The 22,565-nt window shown below is 42.7% G+C and carries 16 protein-coding genes; 7 read left to right on the top strand and 9 right to left on the bottom strand.

Annotated elements, in window-relative coordinates; all coding sequences use genetic code 11:
- Nucleotides 1-52 precede the first annotated feature (52 nt).
- A complete protein-coding gene (locus K0S23_RS06655) occupies nt 53-574 on the top strand; it encodes an RNA polymerase sigma factor (RefSeq protein ID WP_300355651.1) in 522 nt (173 codons plus the stop codon).
- Complete coding sequence (locus K0S23_RS06650) at nt 567-1,934, top strand: SUMF1/EgtB/PvdO family nonheme iron enzyme (protein WP_300355650.1); 1,368 nt, start codon at nt 567-569, stop codon at nt 1,932-1,934. The genes K0S23_RS06655 and K0S23_RS06650 overlap by 8 nt, the downstream gene beginning before the upstream one ends.
- A 123-nt stretch (nt 1,935-2,057) precedes the next feature.
- Here K0S23_RS06650 and K0S23_RS06645 read toward each other — a convergent pair whose 3' ends face one another.
- Entirely contained in the window at nt 2,058-2,999 is a 942-nt protein-coding gene (locus K0S23_RS06645) for a lipid A deacylase LpxR family protein (RefSeq protein WP_300355649.1), read from the bottom strand.
- A gap of 385 nt (nt 3,000-3,384) precedes the next feature.
- On the opposite strand from K0S23_RS06645, the gene fumC reads away from it, so the two are divergent.
- Nucleotides 3,385-4,773, top strand: coding sequence for a class II fumarate hydratase (fumC, locus tag K0S23_RS06640; RefSeq protein WP_300355648.1), 1,389 nt, complete (start codon nt 3,385-3,387; stop codon nt 4,771-4,773).
- 51 nt (nt 4,774-4,824) lie between these two features.
- Here the strand turns inward: fumC and K0S23_RS06635 are convergent, their stop codons facing one another.
- From K0S23_RS06635 to K0S23_RS06600, 8 genes are all read right to left on the bottom strand, one after another.
- Nucleotides 4,825-5,118 carry a hypothetical protein gene (locus K0S23_RS06635; protein ID WP_300355647.1) on the bottom strand — a complete coding sequence of 98 codons (294 nt, stop codon included), beginning with the start codon at nt 5,116-5,118 and terminating at the stop codon, nt 4,825-4,827.
- 140 nt (nt 5,119-5,258) lie between these two features.
- Complete coding sequence (locus tag K0S23_RS06630) at nt 5,259-7,619, bottom strand: TonB-dependent receptor (RefSeq protein ID WP_300355646.1); 2,361 nt, start codon at nt 7,617-7,619, stop codon at nt 5,259-5,261.
- Nucleotides 7,620-7,770: 151 nt separating this feature from the next.
- A complete protein-coding gene (locus tag K0S23_RS06625; RefSeq protein WP_300355645.1) occupies nt 7,771-8,496 on the bottom strand; it encodes a head GIN domain-containing protein in 726 nt (241 codons plus the stop codon).
- A 107-nt stretch (nt 8,497-8,603) separates the two neighbouring features.
- A complete protein-coding gene (locus K0S23_RS06620) occupies nt 8,604-10,511 on the bottom strand; it encodes a hypothetical protein (RefSeq protein ID WP_300355644.1) in 1,908 nt (635 codons plus the stop codon).
- Nucleotides 10,499-11,449, bottom strand: a complete 951-nt coding sequence (locus K0S23_RS06615) for a FecR family protein (RefSeq protein WP_300355643.1) — start codon at nt 11,447-11,449, stop codon at nt 10,499-10,501. The genes K0S23_RS06620 and K0S23_RS06615 overlap by 13 nt, the downstream gene beginning before the upstream one ends.
- Nucleotides 11,446-12,024 carry an RNA polymerase sigma-70 factor gene (locus tag K0S23_RS06610; RefSeq protein WP_300355642.1) on the bottom strand — a complete coding sequence of 193 codons (579 nt, stop codon included), beginning with the start codon at nt 12,022-12,024 and terminating at the stop codon, nt 11,446-11,448. Before K0S23_RS06610 ends, K0S23_RS06615 begins: the two co-directional genes overlap by 4 nt.
- 440 nt (nt 12,025-12,464) lie before the next feature.
- On the bottom strand, nt 12,465-15,314 hold the full coding sequence (locus tag K0S23_RS06605) for an outer membrane beta-barrel protein (protein ID WP_300355641.1): 2,850 nt from the start codon (nt 15,312-15,314) through the stop codon (nt 12,465-12,467).
- Between the two features lie 438 nt (nt 15,315-15,752).
- Complete coding sequence (locus tag K0S23_RS06600; RefSeq protein ID WP_300355640.1) at nt 15,753-16,277, bottom strand: hypothetical protein; 525 nt, start codon at nt 16,275-16,277, stop codon at nt 15,753-15,755.
- A 116-nt stretch (nt 16,278-16,393) separates the two neighbouring features.
- Between K0S23_RS06600 and K0S23_RS06595 the strand changes: the two genes are divergently transcribed.
- Genes K0S23_RS06595 through K0S23_RS06580 form a run of 4 tightly spaced genes read left to right on the top strand, consistent with a single transcriptional unit; the run spans nt 16,394 to nt 22,563 of the window.
- Nucleotides 16,394-18,022 carry a class I SAM-dependent DNA methyltransferase gene (locus tag K0S23_RS06595; protein WP_300355639.1) on the top strand — a complete coding sequence of 543 codons (1,629 nt, stop codon included), beginning with the start codon at nt 16,394-16,396 and terminating at the stop codon, nt 18,020-18,022.
- A 33-nt stretch (nt 18,023-18,055) separates the two neighbouring features.
- Nucleotides 18,056-20,662: a P-loop NTPase fold protein gene (locus tag K0S23_RS06590; protein WP_300355638.1), complete on the top strand. Its 2,607-nt coding sequence runs from the start codon at nt 18,056-18,058 to the stop codon at nt 20,660-20,662.
- Complete coding sequence (locus tag K0S23_RS06585) at nt 20,663-21,838, top strand: restriction endonuclease subunit S (RefSeq protein WP_300355637.1); 1,176 nt, start codon at nt 20,663-20,665, stop codon at nt 21,836-21,838. It abuts the gene before it with no gap.
- Nucleotides 21,835-22,563 carry a hypothetical protein gene (locus K0S23_RS06580; protein WP_300355636.1) on the top strand — a complete coding sequence of 243 codons (729 nt, stop codon included), beginning with the start codon at nt 21,835-21,837 and terminating at the stop codon, nt 22,561-22,563. Before K0S23_RS06585 ends, K0S23_RS06580 begins: the two co-directional genes overlap by 4 nt.
- The last annotated feature ends 2 nt before the right edge of the window (nt 22,564-22,565 follow it).

The following is a 22,565-nucleotide window of genomic DNA, read 5'->3' as shown; positions in this document are numbered from 1 at the left end:
TTTTTCCATTTTTGTCAAACATACAGTTGTACCCAATGTATGATTAACACGAATGAAGGACAAGCAAGACGCATTTCTCAAACTCTACGAACCGGTTCATGAACGGTTTGAACGCTTCTGCAGAGCGCGGGTTTACAATGAAATGGATTTCAGGGATCTGATGAACGACAGCCTGTTGGTTGCCTACGAAAAGTTCGATTCCCTCAGATCAAAAGAAGCCTTCCTCTCCTTCCTGTTTAGCATTTGTGTACGTGTTTTAGGGAATTATCACCAAAAGAAGCGGGAAAACCGGATTCCGGAAGGAAATGTTCATTTGGAAGTTCCGGACAGAAACGCCAATCCACAGTCGCATGCAGATATTCATTATTTGTACGAAGCATTGGCGCAGTTATCTGCCGAACAGCGCGAGAGCATTATCCTTTTTGAAATTTCGGGATTCAGTATTCAGGAGATTACCATCATTCAAAACGCATCCGAATCAGCGGTAAAACAACGGCTGAAACGCGGACGCGAAAAACTGATGGAGATCCTTACTTATGAATCTGCTTTAAAAACAGTACAAAGCCATGGATAAACAACGAAATTTAGACCAGCTCTTCCGGCTTGCAAAGCAGGATCAGGCCGTACAGTCGTTTGAACAGACCAAAGAGCGATTCATTTCTGCTGTAAACAGCCCTTCGGTGAATAAGACCAAAACAACCCGAGTATTCACCAAAAAATGGATCATCATGTTAGCAACTGTAAGCACAATAAGCCTTTCTGTATTCCTGTTATGGAATAAGGGAGAAAGCAAAACCCCGAATCAAAATTCAGTCAATAAACCTGTCAAAGAAGTAGTTTTACAAAACAGTTCCGTGAAAGCAGAGCAAATTCAGCCTGAAACTAAAAGTCAGCAAAACTCCATTCACAAATCCACCTCCTCCCTGGTCGCAATCCAGGAATTGTTTACCGAACTTCCTTTCATTCCTGAAAACACGGGAATGGCAGAACCGGAAGAAAATAACCAAAACCGCCGAATGCTTCCGCCGAAAGGAATGGACGAACTTCCCTACCAGTTCCCCAGGCTGACGGAAGAAGAAATTGCCATCACCAAAAAGAAAAAACGGTCCATGCTGAAAGCCCTGGCAAAGCACGACAAGAGTGCCTATGTCTACATTCCAAGCGGTACGTTTGACTATAACGGTAAACAAGTTTCCGTTCAGGCCTTCTATATGGGAATCGGGGAAGTTACCAATTTCGAATACCGCACCTTTTTGTTTGATTTGATCATCCAGGGACGGAAAGACGAATTCATGAAAGCGAAGCCGGATCAATCGGCATGGAGCAAAGAATTCAAGAACGGTGGAAACACTTATCAGGAGCATTACTTTTCTCACAAAGCTTATAATGACTTCCCGATTGTGAACGTTTCCCGCGAAGGGGCCGAATTGTACTGTAAATGGCTTTCGGAAGAAGTGCGAAAATATGTCGGTGATGAAAAACAGGTGCAATACAACGATGTTCGTTTGCCGCTTCGTGTAGAATGGGTCAAAGCTGCATCAAACGAGGGCAAACAGCTTCCCTATCCGTGGAATGGGCAATATCGTAGAAATTCAGACGGAATGTACCAGGCCAACTTCACACATGACCTTATCAAAGATCAAGTTGATACAACCGGATTCTCTAAGATTAAATATGATAATTCCGACTTAACGGCTCCATCCAGATCATTCTGGCCGAATGCATTGGGTTTATACAACATGTCGGGTAACGTTGCTGAAATGGTTTATGAAGGAATTGATAAAACTGAACCCGGAACAGCAGGAGGTTCATGGAGAAGTAGTGGAGAGGAAATTCAAATTTATGCTCCCGATCCCAACACAGGAATTATTGATGCTCGGCCAACCATCGGGTTCCGGGTGGTGAGTACATATTTGACGGTTCATAAAAAATAAACCCTCCACCAACATCAGGGAAAATTTCTTCGTGGTAGATTAACCACAAGGAACACGAAGCACACGAGGATAGATGCGATCCGATAACTACCGGGAGTGATTGTTCCCCCATCCATCGCGTCCCTACCGTTTTTTCTTATAACTATCCCACATCATGTAACCAATTGTAAGTCCACCCCACATATGGTTCCAGGCATATTTAAACAAGCGGGATTGGTAGTGAAAATGAGCGCTTGCAAAGAAAGGACTGTATTGCAGGTAAATCCCGATTTGCTGCTCAGAGACCAGGCGTTCGATCGATCTGGCCGGGAGCGCGGCTTTACTCGGCACGGCAAAAATAGCTCCCTGAAGAGTCCCGTCATAGGCGACAATCCGCAATTCGGGTAAATAATACAGGTAAAACTGCCTGCGTAGTCCGATGTAACCGAGCTTCAAATATCCCTGCAAGCGCATATCATTCGTTAGTGTCCCCATCGTTACCAGGTCAGTCAGACTCAGGCGGATCCACCTGCTTCTGCTAAAGAAAGACTTGCTCACCCCGAAGTTCAGGTCCACAACAAAACTGGTATTTAACTGGTGCTCCCACCCCATCGGAATGGCATTATCAATCCACTTATGGACAGTTGTCTGGGTGTACTCTCCGAATGCGGGTTTTCCAATGAAGCCGGCGTTGACGCCCCAGTTCAGGGTATAATTCCTGCTTCTGCTCCTTGAAAAAAATTGAGCGCCATAAGTTATTGTCCCGGCGTAAGGCCTGTCGCCAACCAGTAAGGTATCCGACAAAATCGTTGAAGGAGTATAGGCCCTTTGTGATACCCCGGTTTGAAAGTTTCGCTCAATATCCGGAACCCGGATGAAAAACTTTTCCAGCCAGTTGAGCTTCATATTGTGATGCTCGTACTGAAGAAAAATTCCCTGTGAATAATAACGGTCACTTGCTGTGAAAATGTCGTTCTCATACGTTAGCCGGAAAGACTGGAATTCGTAAAGTGAATCTGCCAATTGTCCATAACTCATCAATGGGAACAACAGTACCAGTAAACTCATTCGAATATTCATCTCCATAACTACGCAGTTTAAACAGTATTGGATGTGAATTAATTTCTTATGGAGACAACCTGGAATCGGAGTACTCTTAAATTTACGCACTTTATCACTTTTAGTATAGTGGCTTATGTTTTTTTAAGAAATAGATCTCTTTCACTTCTTTTTCGTCTCATGACGCAGTGAAATGTATCCGGAACGACATAAAGCAGAATTATTCGAACCGGCAGAGACAAACTAATTCCAAAAAAACAACCCAAAAAGACGATTATTCCGTAACTTAATAATCGATAATTTTAGGAGTTAAAACACACAAACAAAAAGTGAAAAATCCGCTACATACATCTGTTCTCCTCTGCGGGAGACTTATTAGACGGATTCTTTTTTAAATTCAATCAAAAACACCATGGAATACCGCATCGAAAAAGATACAATGGGAGAAGTGAAAGTCCCGGCCGACGCCTACTGGGGAGCCCAAACCGAACGCAGCATCGAGAATTTCAAAATCGCTCAGGATATTAGCAGAATGCCCAAAGAAATTATCCGCGCTTTTGCCTATCTCAAAAAAGCTGCTGCCCTCACAAACCTGGATGCCGGAATTCTGTCACAGGAAAAATCCGACCTCATTGGTCGGGTGGCGGACGAGATCCTGGAAGGAAAACTGGACGAGCAGTTCCCTTTGGTTGTATGGCAAACAGGAAGCGGCACACAAAGCAATATGAACGTCAATGAAGTGATTGCCTACCGCGCACACGTATTGAACGGCGGATCTTTGACAGACAAGGAAAAAGTGCTGCATCCGAACGACGATGTGAACAAATCACAGTCTTCCAACGATACCTTCCCCACCGCCATGCACATTGCTGCCTATCAGACTTTGATCAATGTCACGATTCCCGGAATAGAGAAGCTGCGTGATACGCTTGCTCAAAAAAGCAAAGACTTCATGCATGTTGTGAAGATCGGACGAACGCATTTCATGGATGCAACTCCCCTGACTTTAGGCCAGGAGATCAGCGGATATGTGAGCCAACTGAACCACGGACTGAAAGCCATTAGGAATTCACTCGACCATTTGAGCGAATTAGCTCTTGGCGGAACAGCAGTTGGAACCGGCATCAACACACCTCCGGGATATTCCGAAAATGTAGCGAAACACATTGCAAGCCTGACCGGCTTACCATTCGTTACAGCCGAAAATAAATTCGAAGCATTGGCAGCACATGATGCGATCGTAGAAGCACACGGCGCTTTGAAAACAGTGGCCGTAAGCTTAATGAAAATTGCCAACGACATCCGTATGCTTTCTTCAGGTCCGCGCAGTGGGATCGGTGAAATCCACATTCCCGACAACGAACCGGGGTCTTCCATCATGCCAGGAAAAGTAAATCCCACACAATGTGAAGCCCTGACAATGATCGCTGCACAAGTTATGGGAAATGACGTAGCAATCGGTATCGGCGGTTCAAACGGACATTTCGAACTGAACGTATTCAAACCCCTTATGATTGCCAACTTCCTGCATTCCGCACGATTGATCGGCGACGGCTGTGTTTCCTTTAACAACAAATGCGCCGTGGGACTCGAACCCATCACAGCTAACATTAAAAAACACGTCAACAACAGCTTAATGCTTGTAACTGCACTCAATACCAAAATAGGTTATTACAAAGCAGCGGAAATTGCTCAAAAAGCACACGCAGAAGGAACAACCTTAAAAGAAATGGCTGTGAAATTGGGTTATTTGACTGCTGAAGAATTTGATCAATGGGTCGTTCCTGAGAATATGGTTTAAATAATTACGTATGCCGAATTGGAAAATCCATGGGCAAGGGATTAACACAGCTTAATCTCCATAAGCAATCAATCCACTCTGCTTTTCAAGTGCAGTATCCACGAATTGAAGCAATTTCTTCACATCCGTATCCGAATGCAGTTGTTTATCATCAATTGTTTTACGTATCTGCTTCAAAAGCACTTCACTCCATCGAAAATCTGAATAATAGTCAAAGCGCTTATCAATAATTCCTTTCGATTGCAGGCGTCCAAAAACATTCCCATCCAATTCACCGGCAAACTCCAGATCCGTGGGATAAGGTGGTTTTGTCTGATCGTTAGGTATGAAATAAAAATCGAGCATTTACATCTTGTTATTGCATCTAAGATAGTGTTTATTGCGTTTTCGAAAGAATTAAAAGATCAGGCTATAAGACACAAGCCTTTAGACGGATTCCTGTCTTTAGTCTTGTGTCTCTGGTCTTAGAGTCTAAAAAACCTTCATCAAAACTCCAGACGATAGCTTAATATCGGGATCAGGGTTGTTTGGTACCAGTACTTCACTTCGCCGGTTTTGTTATTGAAATACTGCCCTCCGACATTTTTTCGGTTTGTTGTGTTCTGAATATCAATCGCAACAGTACTTGTAACCTTTTTATAATTCCGTTTCAAACTCAAACGAATATCCAGTCTGTAATAATCGGGCATTCTCTTTTGATAAGTTTGCGACCTGTCATACTTCGCTTCACCGGCTGCTACGGATGCAGGCAGATCAATCGGGGTATAGCGGAACCCTCCGACATAGATGGATTTAATATTTACACCAAGAGTTCTGCTTTTCTCTTTGTTTTTCAAATTCCATTCTTTCCCGATAGTTAAGGAAGTTGCATAATTGGTATTGAATCGCGTATCATACCAAACTCCGTCAGCTGCTTTGTATTTGGACTCATACAAGGAAGCAGAAAGCAGGTAATAAAGATTTTTGAAAAGGAAGCGTTCATAAGTCAGCTCCAAACCGTAGTTTCTCCCAAGCCCAGAATTACTTAAAGGTTCGGAAGGGAATCCATCTGTTGAATTCAGGATCGAATACGTGCTTGTGGGATCTTTACTGATCGGAATACCGAATAAATGCTGGTAATACACTTCTGTTTTGATGTGCTCGTGTTCGTTCAGGACGAAATCATACCCGAAAACGAAGTGATGTGCTTTGCTTAACTTCAGATTGCGGTTCGGAAGTGTGGTTGTGCCGTTTTCAGTATGCTCCACGAAGTAAACACCTATTGGCTGCAGCTGACTGTGTAAACCGTAACCCAAGGTAAGGTGGTGTTTCGGATGAACATCATACCGCAGCGATGCCCGCGGCTCCAACGAACTGCTGTTATTCAGGAATAATTGAAAAGAATGGATTCCCAGGTTCGCTGTCAGCTTTTCCGTGAGGTGCATATTCCACTGGAAAAACACCTGCATGGTTTCTGTTCCGCCTTTTTCATTGATCTGTTCCTGTAAAACGGTAGAATCTCCCATATCGCTCTGGATTAAGCTGTAGCCAAGATGATTCAAAATGAACCCGGTCCGGATGTTGTTCTTTGCATTGATCTTTTGAGTGTAGGTGCTTGAAAGCGTGAGTTTATTCTGTACAAATCGCTGCTCGTATTCGCGTGTAAATGTAGCATAATCAAACTCCAGCCGATCTTGTTTGTATCCGTTCTCAGTCCCGGAAAAAACCAAAGCAGTTTTTAAATACGATTTGTTTTTGAAAAGCTTGGTATTTGTAACTCCAACCGCACCTGTGTTACTGTAAAAATTCGTGTTCAAGCGGAGAAAATCATCCTGCTCCCAGCGAACAGAATCTTTTTCAGCGGTAGTTGTCTGGTAGCTCAATCCGCCGAAACCAAATAGGGTAAACTTGCCCAGCTTCCTGGTCGGGAGATAAACATTGAACGAAAGGTCCTGGAAATTGGTATTTGCGTCTCCGATCGGAATGCCGATCTTCCCCAATACGTTTAAAGTAGAATAGCGGTAATTGATGAGATAAGAACCTTCGTACCCTTTTTTAAACGGCCCTTCAGCTGCCAGGTCCAATCCCAAAATTCCGAGCTGCACGGTGTATTCGCGCTTTTCATTATTTCCCTTTCTCAATCGCAGGTCGAATACCCCGGAAAGCGCATTCCCGTATTCAGCGGCAAAAGCACCGGTTGAAAAGTCGGAATTACTCAAAAGCTGTGCACTTAAAATAGAGATTCCGCCGCCCGCTGTTCCAACATTCGAAAAATGATTCGGGTTTGGAATTTCCACACCTTCCATTCGCCATAAAAGACCGTTGGGTGAATTTCCGCGAATCGAAATATGATTATTCCCGTCGCCGGCAACTACCACACCGGCAAAAGAAGTCGCCATGCGCGCCGGATCATTTACCGCAGCTGCAAACTTCTGTGTTTCTTCAACGGAAAACGTCCGGGTGCTGACAGTAGAAAGTTCATTCAGCGGTTTGTTCTTATCAGCTTTGGCCGTGATGACAACCTCGCTTATTTTTTTCAGGTCTTCTTCCATGTTGATAGTCAGGACCAATTCTTTCCCCGCATTCACGGTAACATTCTGCATTACTACCGGTTTGTAGTCATAAGCTGTGATTTCAATCGTCCTGCTTCCTACGGGAATATGTGACAGGCTGAACTTACCGGCCTCATCTGTTACGGCACGGATCACGGAATCCGGTCCGGCTATTTGAATGACCGCACCCGGAATGGAAGACTGGGAAATATTGTCGATAACTGTGCCCCGAACCGTTTGTGTTTGGGAGAAACAGGCATTGACAATAAAACAAAGGATTCCCGACACGAAGTATTTCGTTGTTTTTTGAAACATGATTTTTGAAAGATTAAATTACGAATGCCGAATTCCTAATTCCGAGTTAAAGAAATTGACCTTAAAGAGACGCTTTTTTACTAGTCAAGCAAATCGTAAAGCTGTCTCAAATCAATCAATTCGTAACTCGTAATTAGAAATTCGTAATTAGCTAGAGATGGATTACGGAACCTGAACCGCTGATTGTTGTATTTACGATCGGATTTCCTTTATACCGGATATCCCCGCTTCCCGAAATGTTAGCGTTCAGCTGATCCAATACCCAAACGGTAACAGATCCCGATCCGCTGATTTTAGAGTCTGAATAATTTGCTGTCAGACCCGCCATTTCAATATCCCCGGAGCCGCTTACCGTCGCTTTTTGATTAGTAGCCACTCCGCCTGAAACTGCAATATTTCCCGAACCGCTGATCTTCACTTCCAACTCATCTGCATGAACCGAAGCAAGTGTTATATTCCCGGAACCGCTGATATTTAAGTCCAGCTGCGTCGTTAAAATTGCGGATGATGATTCGATGTTTCCGCTTCCGCTCAGGTCAAACTCATACATGTTGGGTGAATGGACAATGATCTTAATTCCGCTGTGCTTACGAATCCATTTATCGGAATCGATTTTCAGCGTTCCGCCGTCCATTTCTGTCGTAATAACTTCCAAAACATTTTGCTGTGCCGTTATTTCAATAAAATAAACCGAGTCCTGCACATAACTCAGATCGCCGTCAATAGAAAATGAAATTTTATTGAAACCACTCAAATTCCGGGTCTCAGTTACTTTTTCTCCTTTTCCTTTAATCGAATTAAACAGGTGTTTCTTACAAGATGTAAATGAAGCGGCAAGGATCACAAGCGCCGGAATCATCAATTTTAAATGTTTCATAAAGACTTTATTTTGTTAGTTGTATCTATGACAACTGAGCCCGGATTTACCCCTATTGGAAAATGATTTTTTTTCAGCCTCTCCCCTTGAGGGAGGAAACAAAAACCCTAGAAAAACCGCAAAGCCAATCTTGCCCCGATCCACAAACGATTGGTATAAGAGCTAACAGGATTTCCATTGGAATAAGATCCTTCAGGACTCTCCAATGTCCGCTGACTGATCTTACTCCAGATCGGATCCGTATCCGCAGCAGTGGTTTCGGTGCTGTACCAGTTCAAAGTAGGTCCGGCGGCAATGCTGAAATTCTTTCCGAAACGGTATTCGACACCAAGAAAACTTTTCGTCAGCGTATTGTAGCTAAAGTCGGTGTTGTTCAAATATAGGTGCTGCATCGTAAGATCCAGGTCCAGGTACCATTTTCTTCCTAGTCGAATGGCAGATCCCAAGCCGTAACCAAAGGTCCACAAGGCAGGTCCTTTGTCAATTTGCACACCGGCGATAAGTATATTGTGAAACACATCCACACCGGTGCGGAAGCTGAGCGTTGTCAGTAAATTTTCATCACAGGCAATTTCCACTTTGTGGTATCCCTTTTTTACAAAACTCAAAAATCCGATAGGCACTCCGGTAATGGAATCGGCCACATTGATGAAACCGAGCTGCGAACCGTTTACTTTTCCGCCCCTGTTAAGCAAGCCTGAAAGCTGGAACCCATTGACTGCGCGCGCTGTGTTCACCAACCCGGCGATCTGCACACCGGAAACCGTATCACCGTAGTTGGCAATTCCGGCAAGCTGGCCTCCAAACACATTTTTCGACTGGTTATAAATCCCTGCGATCTGAATTCCCTGCGTGTAAGAACGGTTTATATTCGTAATTCCGCCAACCTGGATAGCTGTAACCGTATCCTTCACCACATTGGCAATTCCGGCTACCTGGACATACTTTACTTTTCCGCGGTCGAGATTGAGTAAACCCGCGACCTGCACTCCGCTCACATCTTTTCCAACCGTGTTGAACAATCCGCCCACCTGCACCCCGGATGATGTTCCCGAAACCAGGTTAGCCAAACCACCGACCTGTACATATCGTACATTCCCGTAATCGAAATTGAACAGGCCTCCCAGCTCGAAAACATCAATTCCCTTAGAAGATCCTGCCAATATATTGAATGAAAATTTGTTCACGGTATTTACCGAAAGCAGGCGATTGGTACTAAGAGGCGGAATCAATGAAAACGAAACGTTGGTAAACAAAGTGTCTGAAATATTTCTCAGGTTGGCACGGCTTTCTGCGAACTTTTTCCAGAATGGAGTCGGGTTCGGAATGGTATCCCGGACTTGTGCTGCTGCCGGTTTTACGGAATCGATCGAAAGAGTTACACGCGTGGAATCATCTGTCAGTATGCTTACCGGAGTCGATTTGGGCTGCAGGTAAATCACGATCGTGTTTCGCTGCTGGGAAAAGATCACAACCGTCGTATCCCTGAAATTTTCTTTTGCCACGGAAATGGAAAGCACATCGGCAGTTTTAGGCAGGGACAGGTTGAAATAACCGTACTCATTGGTCAGCGCCGATTGTTTGCTTTGTCGTAAATAAACACTGGATTCGGCCACTTCCGAAGAATCTTCCGCATTCAGGATGTACCCGTTCACAATGACACCGGACTTACTTGCCGAGGCATTATCCGTCTTCGGTTTCGGAGCTGATTTACAGGTAATGATCACGTATTTTCCTTTTAGCTTGAAGCCACAACTCCCGTTATCGAAAAGCGTATTCAAAACAATCCGGAGCGGCTGTTTGTCAAACTTTGCAGATACACGCTGTTTATCGTCGAAGCCGGTATAGGAAAACACCACACCGGTCTGACTGGAAATCTGTTTGAACAAATCCTCGTAAGCATACATCCCCGAGCGAATGGTTACACTTTTCTCCAGGTAAGGAGTTTGCGCGTTTGAAGTAAAAACAATGCAGCAAAGGAAAACGGTACCTAAAAAACGGATCATTGTATACATGCCAGTCCTTTAATCACATAGTTATTCTCTTTTTCCCGGATAATAGTTACTTCGAGTGTCTGGGAGATGACCATCAGGACGGTGTCCAGATCTTCATTCAAAAACTCGGTCGTAATCCGGCAATCTTTCAAGGCGGGATTATCAATTCGAATAGTTACTTTATAAGTTTTATTGAGCAGATCAACCACATCTTCCAGGCGCTGGTTGTCAAGCAGGATGGTTTTATACTGTTTCTTCAGGTTTTCCGCCAGCACGTCCAACTTCAAATCACCGCTGGAAATAATATAATGAGCACTTTCATTTGCATGAAGGGTAAGTTGCATTCCTTTGTTGTCGTAGATTACCACAATTCCTTCTTCCACGCGGACATAAATCGTGTCATCGGTCGTTATTACATCGAATTCGGTCCCGAGATCTTTGATGTGAATCGGTCCGGCATCAATAATAAACGGAAGTTTTTCACTGTGTTTTACAGAGAAATGGCCCGAGCCCTTCAATTTCAGCGAACGGTTCTCCTTTCCGTAACCGGCAGATAATTCCATGCTCGAATGTGCAGCCAGGCGAATATCCGTCCCATCGTTAAGCTCAATCTTCTTTTCCTTATTCCCGGCAGTGAAAACAGTGTTTTCCTCACCCGGATTCAGCATATATAGTAACGCACCAAAAGAAATGATCAGGATCGCAGCAATCGAAGAGATCCATCCGACATTCAGTTTCCGGACCGGAGTTTCTTTCAGCTGTGCTTCCACCTTCGTCCAGGCAGCATCACTTGAAACCGCTTTCTCCACCAAGCCCAATGCTTTGGCACTTTGTTCAAAATACCGCTTGTTATCCTCCGACTCAGCAATCCAGTCCTCCAGGAACATTGCTTCTTCTGGACTCGCTTCGCCCGTAAGGAATTTGCCGATCAGCGCATCCATATCATGTACTGTTTTCATAGCGTTTGAATGAAAAAAAGGATAAGTATCGGCAAATAGTCTTTCAACTCTTCACGTACAATTTTGAGGGCTTTCCCCATTTGATTCTCCACGGTTTTCACCGACAAGCCCAATTGATCGGCAATTTCCTGGTAACGCAACTGTTCGAAGCGGCTCATCTTAAAAATGCGTCCGCATTGTTCGGGCATACTTTCCAGTGCCTGTTGAATCCGTTCATTGAGTTCATTCACCTGGACCGGGTCGGAAGTCTCTTCGGGAACAGCCACTGCCATCATTTCTTCCGCATAAGTATCGCGGACTTTCAGGTGCTTGATCTTATTCAAACAGGCATTCTGTACAGACTTGTACAAAACCGCCCGGATTGAAGTATGAATATCCAACTGCGTTCTTTTTTCCCAAAGGGAGACAAATACCTGCTGAACAACGTCCTCCGTTTCATCCGAATCCTTCAGAAAAGTGTTGCCGTAGCGAACCAGCGGTTTATAATAATCGCGAAATACCATCTCAAATGTCTTTAGATCTCCTGTCACAACTTGTGTTATCACTTGTTTTTCTTCCACCCCGGTGTATTTCACAAGGGCAAAGTTATCATCTTTTGAATTTAAGACAACTGAGAATCAATTTACCCCTATGGGAGGTTGAGATTTTTTTGAAAAGACCTGTGGTAGGTACGCGAGCATCGGGAATTAATTACTCCCGATAGCTATCGGGGATGACACCCACTCCTATTTTTCTCCCGCAGATGCACAGATTTTTTGAGGCGCTTACCAGTCGCCTCTTTAAAGCGAGGCCGGTAGGCTAGCTCTAATCTGTGTATCTGTGGTAAAACAGACAAGTGTCAGAGGAAAATACTGCACACATATGTAACACCATAATGTATCTCGCGTTCCGCTTGTCAGTTCGAGTATCCCGCACGTGTTTGTCTCGATACCACCCCTCTCGGTCTCCTCATGACGGAGTCTGATACTCGTCAGAGTCATCAGACCCTCAAGGGGAGAAGCAGCACAATACCCAATCAATGCGCTGGCGGACCTTCAAAGGGGGATCTTTCGCCACGAGGTTCCGGAGCCGGGGCCTTCGTTCCGAAATTGCGCAGGTTGTACGTCACCGTGAACATATAATAGCGGTTCAACACGTTCGACTTCACGTCTTCGATATAGGATTCCGTGACGTTGCGTGTAATGCTGTTATTGTTATTCAGGATATCGAATACCGAAACACGCAATTCGAGCTGTTTCTTCTTCAGGAGCTTATAGCCGATCCCGCCATTCCACAGCATGATCGTCTGGTTGAAGCCCGAGCCCAAACCGGCATAGGAGTTCAACGAGTAATTCGTATTGATTACCAAACGTTCTTTGATGATCCAGTTGAATTTCGCGCTGACATTGTGCACGAAGTATTCGTTTTGAGCTACATTCTGACGGGTATTCACCACGTTGTTGTAATTGATCGTATACCCGACCGTAAAATCGAGGTTCTCACTGATATTGCTCGAAAGGGTCAGCCCGGCATTTGAATTGGCTGTCTTCGCTTTGTTTACCACATTGTTGATTAAGCCCGGTGCAACCGTATAAGCTCCGCCCAGGTAGAAGTTCACGTTCAGTTTCAATTTCGTCAGTGAAAAACCATAGGAGATCGTTGAACGTGCATTCCAGCTTCCCTCCAGGTTTACGGGCTGACGAAACTGCGCGCCGCGCTGCAGGACCACGTTCCCGTTTACCACGGTATCGCTTGTTGCAATAATGGTACTGTTCGAGATGTAGTTGTTGTTTACTTCGCCGCCGAAGAAGACATTGAAATTCGTTGCCTTCTGCACATTCGTTGCGTTGAAGCGACCGAATAAGCGGTGATTGTACTGCTGCTTCAGATCGGGATTTCCTGAGGAAAGGGACAAGGGATTCGAGTTGTCGATGACATTCTGAAGCTGATCTATTGTAGGGTTCCGCGTTCCGGCCCTGTAAGCCAGCATCATGCTTTTCGACTTCGTGAAATCGTATTTGAAGCGCACATTCGGCAGGATGGAGTTGAACGGTAAATTCACATTGCGCGTAGTAGGAAATTCCTGTACATTCATCAAGACCGAATTCTGGTAAGCAATTCCCAACTGCAATCCCACTTTCTTCTTTTGGAACCGGAAATTGGTTCCGCCCTCCTGCACTACGGTCTGGTTCTCGAACACATTCGAAAGCGTCGTGTCCATAAAAGCATAGGTATTTGTCAGCGAATCAAAATCGTAGGTGCGTTTATCCGCGTTACTTACGGAATACGCCGGAGCATAATAAAACTCGCTCGACCAGGCTTCGCTTAGCGGCTCCGTGTACGAAAAGCGGCCGTTCACACCGTAACCGTTCGTTTCATTGTCCGAATGCTGGTTGATTCCCGCAATCGAATCCTGACCGAATTCGTCGTAATAGTGTGAAACAGATTGCTGACCGCTGTTTCCTTCCCGGATGTTATAGGTTCCTGTGATATTCGCTGAAAACGTGCGTTTCGGTTTGGCAAAGCGGTGACGCCACAATACACTTGTACTTGCGTTCAAACCTTTATTGTCACTGAAAGTGTTGTTATTGACCTGATTGATCAGGACGTTGCTTCCATCCACAGTTGTTCCGTATGTCCCCTGCGTGCGGTCGTTCCCCTGGTAGCTCAGTTTCGGAGTGATTACCAAGGAATTCATCGAATCCAGTGCGATATCGAATTTGAAATTCAGGCGGTGATTGGCATTTTTCATCAAGGCATTAAAGTCTTCGTCGTAGCGCTGACCGGCAGTGGTTGATAAGACATAGTTCCGACTAGTGACCTGTGAATTATCCGTTTCCGATCCGTTGAAGAAATAACTTCCCGTAACGCGCGTATTCTTTTTCACGCCCCATTTATCGGAATAGTTCAGGCCGATCCCGTGCGTGGTACTTACCCCGTTTTGCTGCGACACAAGGTAATTCTCATTATCTCCGCCGCCCATTCCGCCACGTCCGCCCCTGCCCTGTGAGCTGGCGGAAGAACCTGTAACTCCTAAGATATCATCGGTAGAAAAGTTTTGCTGGTTCACATTGTTCGACATCCCGACAACAGAAATGCGGCGCGTGCCCTTAAAGAAATTCACATTTGCTCCTGCCATGTACAAGTCGTTCGGAGTTCCGTAACCCGCGTAGATCTTCCCGAATTGTCCCTGGTTCTTTCCCGCTTTCGTTACGATATTCAAAGCCTTCGCCTCATTGCCATCCGAGATCCCGGTAAACTTCGACTGGTCACTTGCCTGGTCGTAAACCTGGATCTTCGAAACGATCTCAGCCGGGAGATTCTTCATCGCCGCTGCGGCATCATCGCCAAAGAATTCCTGTCCGTCGATCATCACCTTCGTGATCTGCTCGCCTTGTGCCTTTACCACTCCGTTTTCCAACGTAATTCCCGGCATCTTCGTGATGAGGTCCTGTACCGTTGCATCCGGGTTCGTTTTATAAGCATCCGCATTGTACTGCGTGGTATCTCCCTTTTGTTCTACCCGCACAGCGTTTGCTTCCACTGTCACCCCCTCGATCAGTTTGGCATCGGTTTTCATCTCGAAATCCATCACCGTAAGTCCTTCCGGAAGTACGATGCGTTTCAGTTGGTCGGTATATTCAAAGAAACTGACCTTCACGATGTAGCTTCCAGGTATCAATCCGGTGAGCCTGTACGCCCCGTTCTCATCCGAAGCCGTGACTTTGACCACAGAAGAATCCATGGACGAAAGCAGCTCAATGCGTGCATCCATCAGGGAAGTTTGCTTGTCGGTGATCTTACCGGAAAGTTCGGTTTGTGCGTAGCCAATACAGCAGGATAGAAAGGAAATGAGAAGTACAACGAGTTTGAATCGGATCTGCATAAAATGGGTTTGTGTACAAGCTTTGATTCCTCCCGGCGCGAAAGGTTTATTCCCCCGCCGGAAAAATGCTGGTTGCAACAAAAATCGTGCCTGCAACGATCCTCATTTTCTTTAAACGCAAAGGCGCAGAGGACGGGAGGTTAAAGCATTTAACTTTGTGTTCTCCCACTCGCTTTCCGCCGACAGGTAGATTTGGAGTTAAAAAATGAGTCAGCTATTCACTTCTTAGAAATAGATCAACTAAGAGGAATCTGAACCTGGCCCTTGCGCTGGAAATCGTTAAAAACAAGCAAATGAAGCGAAAAAAAGCATTCATTGTTTGAACCGTCAGTATGACGGTGAGTTTCGAATGCTTTCGCGAAATGTCGCGTAGTTTTTAGATTTTCGAGTACAGGCCTAGCCTTTTGCTTACTTTTTGGCAATGAAAAAGTAAGGTAATCACCTTCCCAGCATCTTCTCTCGGATCACCATCGGATCGTAATCAAAGTACTCCATTCCCATGCGGTGGGTCAATTCTTTTGCCAGGTTCTCACTCAGTGACTTTTGCGGAAATTTAGTGAGCTCCTTTTTCCCCCGATAATTGCTTCCCAGCAGGCAAACAGCGAACAAATAATCCGTATAACTGGTAGAATGTATCGAGCGGGCATATGTTGTTGTAGTTTGTCTGACCGGAACCACCGTTAAAATGCCATACTTCCGGTAATCCGTTGTTATCCCGATCCTGATAAACCCCCAATAAGCTGTATACTCCCTGATGGTCTGAGTTTCCAGATCCACCACCACATGATTGCTCGTAAAGGCGATAAACACCCCACCCAAAAACAAACCGGCCCCCAGGAACATATTCCCAAAAAAGACCAGCGGAGACAATCCCAGAAAAATATATCCCAGGATGAGTACATTCGAAGGAAATACCTTCCCGTTTCTAAAATGAAGGTCGATTGGTTGGTCGAGTGGTTCCATTGATTGATTTTTTTGGTAAAGGTAGGGGAATACTTGGTTAAAAACAATGTTTCAATACCCTCCCAAAACCAACAATTTCACTAGCTTTATACTCTTCAAATTTTACAACACAAACAATGGCTAAAGCCGATATCAATTTTGAAAAAGAACTCTGGGACGCAGCTAACGAATTGAGAGGTGCTGTCTCTGAGAACAATTATAAAAACTACATTCTGCCACTTGTGTTTTTGAAACACTTAAGTGAGCGATTTGAAATCGTCCGGGAAGAAATCAAAGAACAACTGAATGATCCGAAATCTTCCTATTACACTATAGATGATTCAGAAAAGAATTATGTAATGGAGGATCGTGACGAATACCGTGCACGAAATACGTTTGTGATTCCGAAAACCGCTTCCTGGCAATTTCTGAAAGACAATGCAGAGCAAGACAACATTAAAGTAATCATTGATGATGCATTTGAAACGATTCAAGAGTTATTAGTTGAATACAATCCGCAATTGATAAACATCCTGCCACGCATCTTTGTCCGCAGTGAACTTTCCAATAAGCAAACTGCTGGAATTATCAACCTACTTTCTCACCCGAAATTTTCTGAAAAGGAAAATCCCGAAAGTGATATTCTTGGGCGAATCTATGAATTTTATATTGGGCGTTTCGCACAAGCAGAAGGTTCTGGTGCAGGGCAATTCTTTACTCCAGGGAGTGTTGTACGTGTTTTAACCGAATTATTAGAGCCCTATAAAGGAAGAATATTTGATCCTGCCTGCGGCTCCGGAGGAATGTTTGTTCAAAGTTTGAAGTTCATTCAGGAGCATGGTGGAAATAAAGAAGACATCTCCATTTATGGACAAGAGATGACAGCGCAAACATCCCGTTTATGTATGATGAATTTGATGCTGCGTGGTTTATCTTTTGACATCAAAGTTGGGAACTCCTTGTTAGATGATAAATTCCCGAACCTGAAAGCAGATTTCATCCTGGCCAATCCTCCATTTAATGTGAGTAACTGGCATCCGGAAGATTTACCAGAAACAGATCCACGATTATTTGGGCCACGGGATGAATTTACTACAGATGGTTCAGCCAATTATATGTGGATGCAGACCTTCTGGAGTCATTTAAGTGATACCGGAACAGCCGGAATTGTAATGGCTAATGGCGCTATGACTTCCAACAACAAAGGCGAAAAGAATGTACGCCAGTTTATGGTGGACAATTCCATGATTGATGCCATTGTGCGTTTACCGGATAAATTATTCCTGACTACAGGAATTCCTGCATGCATTTTTATCCTGAGTAAAAATCGGGATGGTAAAGACGGAGTTCACCGCAAACGCAACAATGAAATCTTGTTTCTGGACGCTTCCAAAATGGGAACCATGGCAAGCCGTAAATTACGCGTATTCACCGATGCGGATATCCAAAAAATAGCTGAAACGTATCATTTATGGCGGAATTTGCAAACTTCCCCCTTTGGAGGGGGACCGAGGGGGAGGATGACCAGTACTAATAAGTATGAAAACATACCCGGCTTCTCAAAAGCAGCAACGCTGGAAGAAGTACAACAACAAGATTACAAACTCACTCCCGGAATCTATGTAGGAACAGAAGCTGCTGAAAAAGACAGTGAACCTTTTGAAGAAAAAATAGCACGTTTGCAAGCGCAGTTATTGGAACAGTTTGAGAAGGGTAAGGAATTGCAAGAGCGAATAAAAAAGAATTTTTCAAAAATTAAAAAATAGCGAGGCAATAAAACATTATCTGAACTATATGGTATGAAAAAAGTAGTAGAGTCAAGTGATTTTGGACTTCTAAAGGTTGCCAAAGATTATTCTAGCTTAATTTCTGGTGTTCACTACATATCTGTAATAACTGACGATATTCCTGAATTGTTTCATCGTGCTATTATAGTTGGTGAATGGGGTACCGGGAAGACTACCTTGGTTGAACAACTCAAACAAAAATTTGATAATAGCATTCTTATAGACTTATTTGCAATTAATGAACATACTCCCCTGAAGGAAGTTGTAGAAAGAATTGGATTTCAATCTCATAATATCGAATCTGCAGAAACGACTGTGTTTATTGAAAACATTGACCGTGTTGACAGAAATATTGAAGAAGTTGCTGAATTGACAGAATATTATCCAAACCTGTCAATTTTTGTTACCTGTACAAGGGATTGGTTAAAAAGTCAAAAAGGTTCTAACAAACTGTCTAGTTCATTTCAATTTATCGATTTGGATAAAACACAACTAATTGATTCTGAAAATTATGATGAAAGTGAAGAATTAATAAACTTCCAACTATATATCCTTGAGTCAAAAAGATCATTATGGTGGATCAATGCTTCTATTCAGTTTTATGAAGAAGAGCAACTAAAAGTTGGATCTACCTATGATTACCCAATACGAGACAAAAACAGTCAATTCAAAAATAATTTTAAAAAATTAGAAGTTGGTGATTTACTTATTGGATTTGATGTTAAAGGAACGAAAAGAACTTACGGTCTTTTAATTGTTGTCAATAAATCCGCTGAATTCGCAACTCTTAAGGTTATTTTTCTTTTTCGGGAAGGAATTGAAAGAGCTAAATTATTGTCTGATTCTTATTTCAATGAGAGTAGCTTAATTAAAAGTAAATGGAGCTCACCTTTAAATACCCTTAACGCAAACCAATTTACAAGACTTTTAAAACTCAATGGGTTAAGTTTAGGTGAGTTTGATTTTCTGTTGAGTGACGATTCATTAATGAGTTACACAACTAAAAGAAGTGGAGAATTTGATCGCCTACCGGAAGAGCCAGAAATAGAATTAAGCAATGACAAAATCCCCTTCCACCTTGATGTTGTAGAAACGATTGATCGATTAAATCGAGAACCGGTTGCAAAATCTTTGGCGAGATTAATTAACGAGGATATTTTCGATAAGAATCCTAGGAACTCGTTCATGGTACATCTTCAGGGTTCCTGGGGATCCGGAAAATCCACTTTTTTAAATCTTCTTGAAAAGAATCTGAAAACGGATAAAAGAAACTGGATTGTTGTAAAATACAATGCTTGGCAAAATCAACATATTACTCCACCTTGGTGGTCGTTCATTGACCAAATCTATCAACAGTCGATAAGAAAAGAAAACGCAAATTGGTGCAGCAGAAGAAGTATGAAATGGTCAGAGAACAAACGACGGATTCTTAGATACACCAAATGGCAAAAGGTAATTCAGTTCGGTGTATTCTTACTTTCCGTTTTTCTTTTAGTGATATATGGTAAATCTTTTGTTGAAGCAGCAGCAAATTATCCGTCAAGTGTTAAAAACGATCCTGAAACGAAAGGGCTTGCCTTGGATGTTTTTGCAAAACTCATTGTTAGTATTGGCGCAACAGTAGGTGTCATTTATACCATGTCGAAATTCGTTTCTACTCCCTTTTTTATGCGAAATGCATCCGACGCTGAATCTTTTGTAAAAAGATCTGCAGATCCTATGCAATCCATTAAATCTCACTTTGAGGGATTAATCAATAATATCAATCGCGAAAAAAATGAAGTAGCTGTTTTTATTGATGATTTAGACCGTTGTAATAAGAAATACACTATAGAACTGCTTGAAGGCATTCAAACTTTGTTTAAAGAAAAGCGTGTTTTGTATGTTGTGGCCGGCGACAAGGACTGGATCGCAACCTGTTTCGAAAAGAATTATGTGGAATTTGATAAAGTGGTTAGTGGAAACCAAAAATTAGGTGAGCTGTTCCTCGAAAAAGCCTTTCAATTGTCTATCCGCTTGCCTCAAATGAGCGAATCGTCCAAAAAGAAGTACTGGAATTATATTTTGGGGAGTAATGATGAAGAACCAACAGCAATCTCCAAAAGAACACGTGAAGATATCAAGCAGGAATTGAGAAGCTTGAATCAAACAGGAAGAAATACGGATATGTCTCAATTAAATGAACTAGAAACAAGATACGGAGCAACTGAAGCCGAAGTATCGGATGTCATGCTCGAAATATTGGATGAAAACCAGGAAGACATCAAACATTTGTTGACTGAACATCATGCATTGATTGAGCCAAACCCACGATCTATTATTCGCTTAGCGAATGAATATACTATGTACCGTAATATTTTATGGGCGGAACGCATTCAATTCAACAGTGATATCCTTTTCCGTTGGATCATTCTGGAAAGTTCGTATCCAATTATTGCATCAGAAATTAAAAGTAATCTCAGTTCACCTGATCCCACTAAAATGGAGAAACTCTTTGCTGAAATAGAAGACAAAGAAAAATTCGATAAATTGTATTTTGACAAGGAAAGCAAACACGGCGGAGAAATGAAAGCAGAACAACTTGCTAATATTTTAGGAATTAATCTGGAGAAGAAATAAATGCCGGAAAACTGGAAAACATATAAACTTTCTGAAGTTGCAGCAATAAGCAATGGTAAATCCAAACCTAATGAAACTGGTGAAGTTCCCATATACGGAGGAAACGGAATTTTAGGTTATACAAACCAATTCAATTCAGTTGACACTATTATAATTATTGGCAGAGTTGGTGCATATTGCGGTTCGGTATACTTTGAAAACAGACCTATTTGGTTATCAGATAACGCAATGAAAGCGGTGTGTTTAGAAGGTTTCGACAGTAAGTTTCTTTTCTATTTATTAAAAAAAACCAATTTAAATCAATTCGCTGGCGGATCAAGCCAACCATTATTAACCCAGAGTACTTTAAATGAAGTTAACTTAAATTTCCCAGAAATTGAAGAACAAAAAGCCATAGCCTCCATCCTCTCTGCCTTGGACGATAAGATTGAGCTCAACCTCCAACAAAACAAAACCCTGGAGGAAATGGCCATGACCCTTTACAAGCATTGGTTTGTGGATTTTGGTCCGTTTCAGGATAGCGAATTTGTGGAAAGTGAATTGGGAATGATTCCAAAAGATTGGGAGGTGAAAAATTTGTCTGAGATATCAACTGAATTGAGAAGAGGAGTTTCTCCAAAATATATTGAAGAAAAAGGAGTGAGAGTAATCAATCAAAAATGTATCAGAAACCACCTAATTGATTTCTCTTTAACAAGACGTCATGATTCAATTAGTAAATCGGTAGAAGGTCGTTTGTTAAGAGTTGGAGATGTTTTGGTCAACTCGACTGGAGTTGGAACTCTAGGTAGATTAGCCCCAATTTTATCTTTAGACGAAGATACTGTGGTTGATTCTCATGTCACTGTTGTTAGATGTGACCTTGAGAAATTAAGACTATACACTTTCGGAAGACTAATGATTTCAATAGAGAAAATTGTTGAATCATTAGGCGAGGGCAGTACAGGGCAAACGGAATTAAGTAGAATAGCATTAGGTGAAATTAAAGTTATAGTTGCACCCCTGACAATACAAGATAAGATAGAAGATCAGCTTCAAAGATTTGCAAACAAAGTAGATGCTAACATCCTCGAAAACCAAGCCCTCACCACTCTCCGCGACACCCTTCTCCCCAAACTAATCAGTGGTGAAATCCGTGTAAAAGATGCGGAAAAACTAATCCACGAATCAATATGAACGATCTAAGCGTTAATGATGAATTTGAGAAAAACAAGGAATGGAAAGACTCACTGCTGCAAGCATCCGGGCTGGCTCAAAAATATATCCTTCAAAATATTCCGATTTACGGACCAATAATTCATGATATCCTGAATTTCCAGTCAGATGTAAAAACAAAACGTGCACTCTCTTTTTTGGATGATTTAATCACAAAAATCCGTTCGGAATTTGGTGAAGACTTCAATTTCGACAATTTAAAAAATGAATCGTTCAGCGACCTGCTGGACCAGGTATTGAAAAAAGTGGAGAACACCAAATCGGAGTTTAAAAAAGACCGTTATAGGGATATTCTCCTATTGAAGATTAAAATAGATACCGATCACTTATTGTTCATGAAGTTTGTGGATCTGTTGGATAAAGTAAACGAGATTCAAATTATCCTTATCCAGGAATTGGCGCAGAACGAACAGTTTGAACTTGGTATAGGTTTACATAAGAGTTATACAATACTGGAATCGTATGTGAACCTACATTCAACTAAACCAAGCTTCCCTGGTGATTCTTTAAACGAATACGCAACAAAAGATAAGAACGGAGAAATTGAATTTTATATGTTGGAATTAGCTTCACTTGGATTAATCAAGGAAATTTCTAGGAAAACGGCCCCAAGAGGAACAAGTACTTCGAAATATATTGTTACCGATATTTGCAGAAAGTTTTTAACTTTCATCATCAAAAAGTAAGC

It is taken from the genome of Fluviicola sp. (genome assembly GCF_029266855.1).
Lineage (GTDB): Bacteria > Bacteroidota > Bacteroidia > Flavobacteriales_D > Crocinitomicaceae > Fluviicola.
This window is presented reverse-complemented; position numbering and strand designations above follow the sequence as displayed.

What these genes read in the sequence shown, in the direction of transcription:
- K0S23_RS06650 (WP_300355650.1), top strand. Translation starts at nt 567, where the DNA reads ATGGATAAACAACGAAATTTAGACCAGCTCTTCCGGCTTGCAAAGCAG.
- K0S23_RS06605 (WP_300355641.1), bottom strand. Translation starts at nt 15,314, where the DNA reads ATGCAGATCCGATTCAAACTCGTTGTACTTCTCATTTCCTTTCTATCC.
- K0S23_RS06635 (WP_300355647.1), bottom strand. Translation starts at nt 5,118, where the DNA reads ATGCTCGATTTTTATTTCATACCTAACGATCAGACAAAACCACCTTAT.
- K0S23_RS06615 (WP_300355643.1), bottom strand. Translation starts at nt 11,449, where the DNA reads ATGAAAACAGTACATGATATGGATGCGCTGATCGGCAAATTCCTTACG.
- K0S23_RS06655 (WP_300355651.1), top strand. Translation starts at nt 53, where the DNA reads ATGAAGGACAAGCAAGACGCATTTCTCAAACTCTACGAACCGGTTCAT.
- K0S23_RS06645 (WP_300355649.1), bottom strand. Translation starts at nt 2,999, where the DNA reads ATGGAGATGAATATTCGAATGAGTTTACTGGTACTGTTGTTCCCATTG.
- K0S23_RS06580 (WP_300355636.1), top strand. Translation starts at nt 21,835, where the DNA reads ATGAACGATCTAAGCGTTAATGATGAATTTGAGAAAAACAAGGAATGG.
- K0S23_RS06590 (WP_300355638.1), top strand. Translation starts at nt 18,056, where the DNA reads ATGAAAAAAGTAGTAGAGTCAAGTGATTTTGGACTTCTAAAGGTTGCC.
- K0S23_RS06625 (WP_300355645.1), bottom strand. Translation starts at nt 8,496, where the DNA reads ATGAAACATTTAAAATTGATGATTCCGGCGCTTGTGATCCTTGCCGCT.
- K0S23_RS06595 (WP_300355639.1), top strand. Translation starts at nt 16,394, where the DNA reads ATGGCTAAAGCCGATATCAATTTTGAAAAAGAACTCTGGGACGCAGCT.
- K0S23_RS06620 (WP_300355644.1), bottom strand. Translation starts at nt 10,511, where the DNA reads ATGTATACAATGATCCGTTTTTTAGGTACCGTTTTCCTTTGCTGCATT.
- K0S23_RS06600 (WP_300355640.1), bottom strand. Translation starts at nt 16,277, where the DNA reads ATGGAACCACTCGACCAACCAATCGACCTTCATTTTAGAAACGGGAAG.
- fumC (WP_300355648.1), top strand. Translation starts at nt 3,385, where the DNA reads ATGGAATACCGCATCGAAAAAGATACAATGGGAGAAGTGAAAGTCCCG.
- K0S23_RS06630 (WP_300355646.1), bottom strand. Translation starts at nt 7,619, where the DNA reads ATGTTTCAAAAAACAACGAAATACTTCGTGTCGGGAATCCTTTGTTTT.
- K0S23_RS06585 (WP_300355637.1), top strand. Translation starts at nt 20,663, where the DNA reads ATGCCGGAAAACTGGAAAACATATAAACTTTCTGAAGTTGCAGCAATA.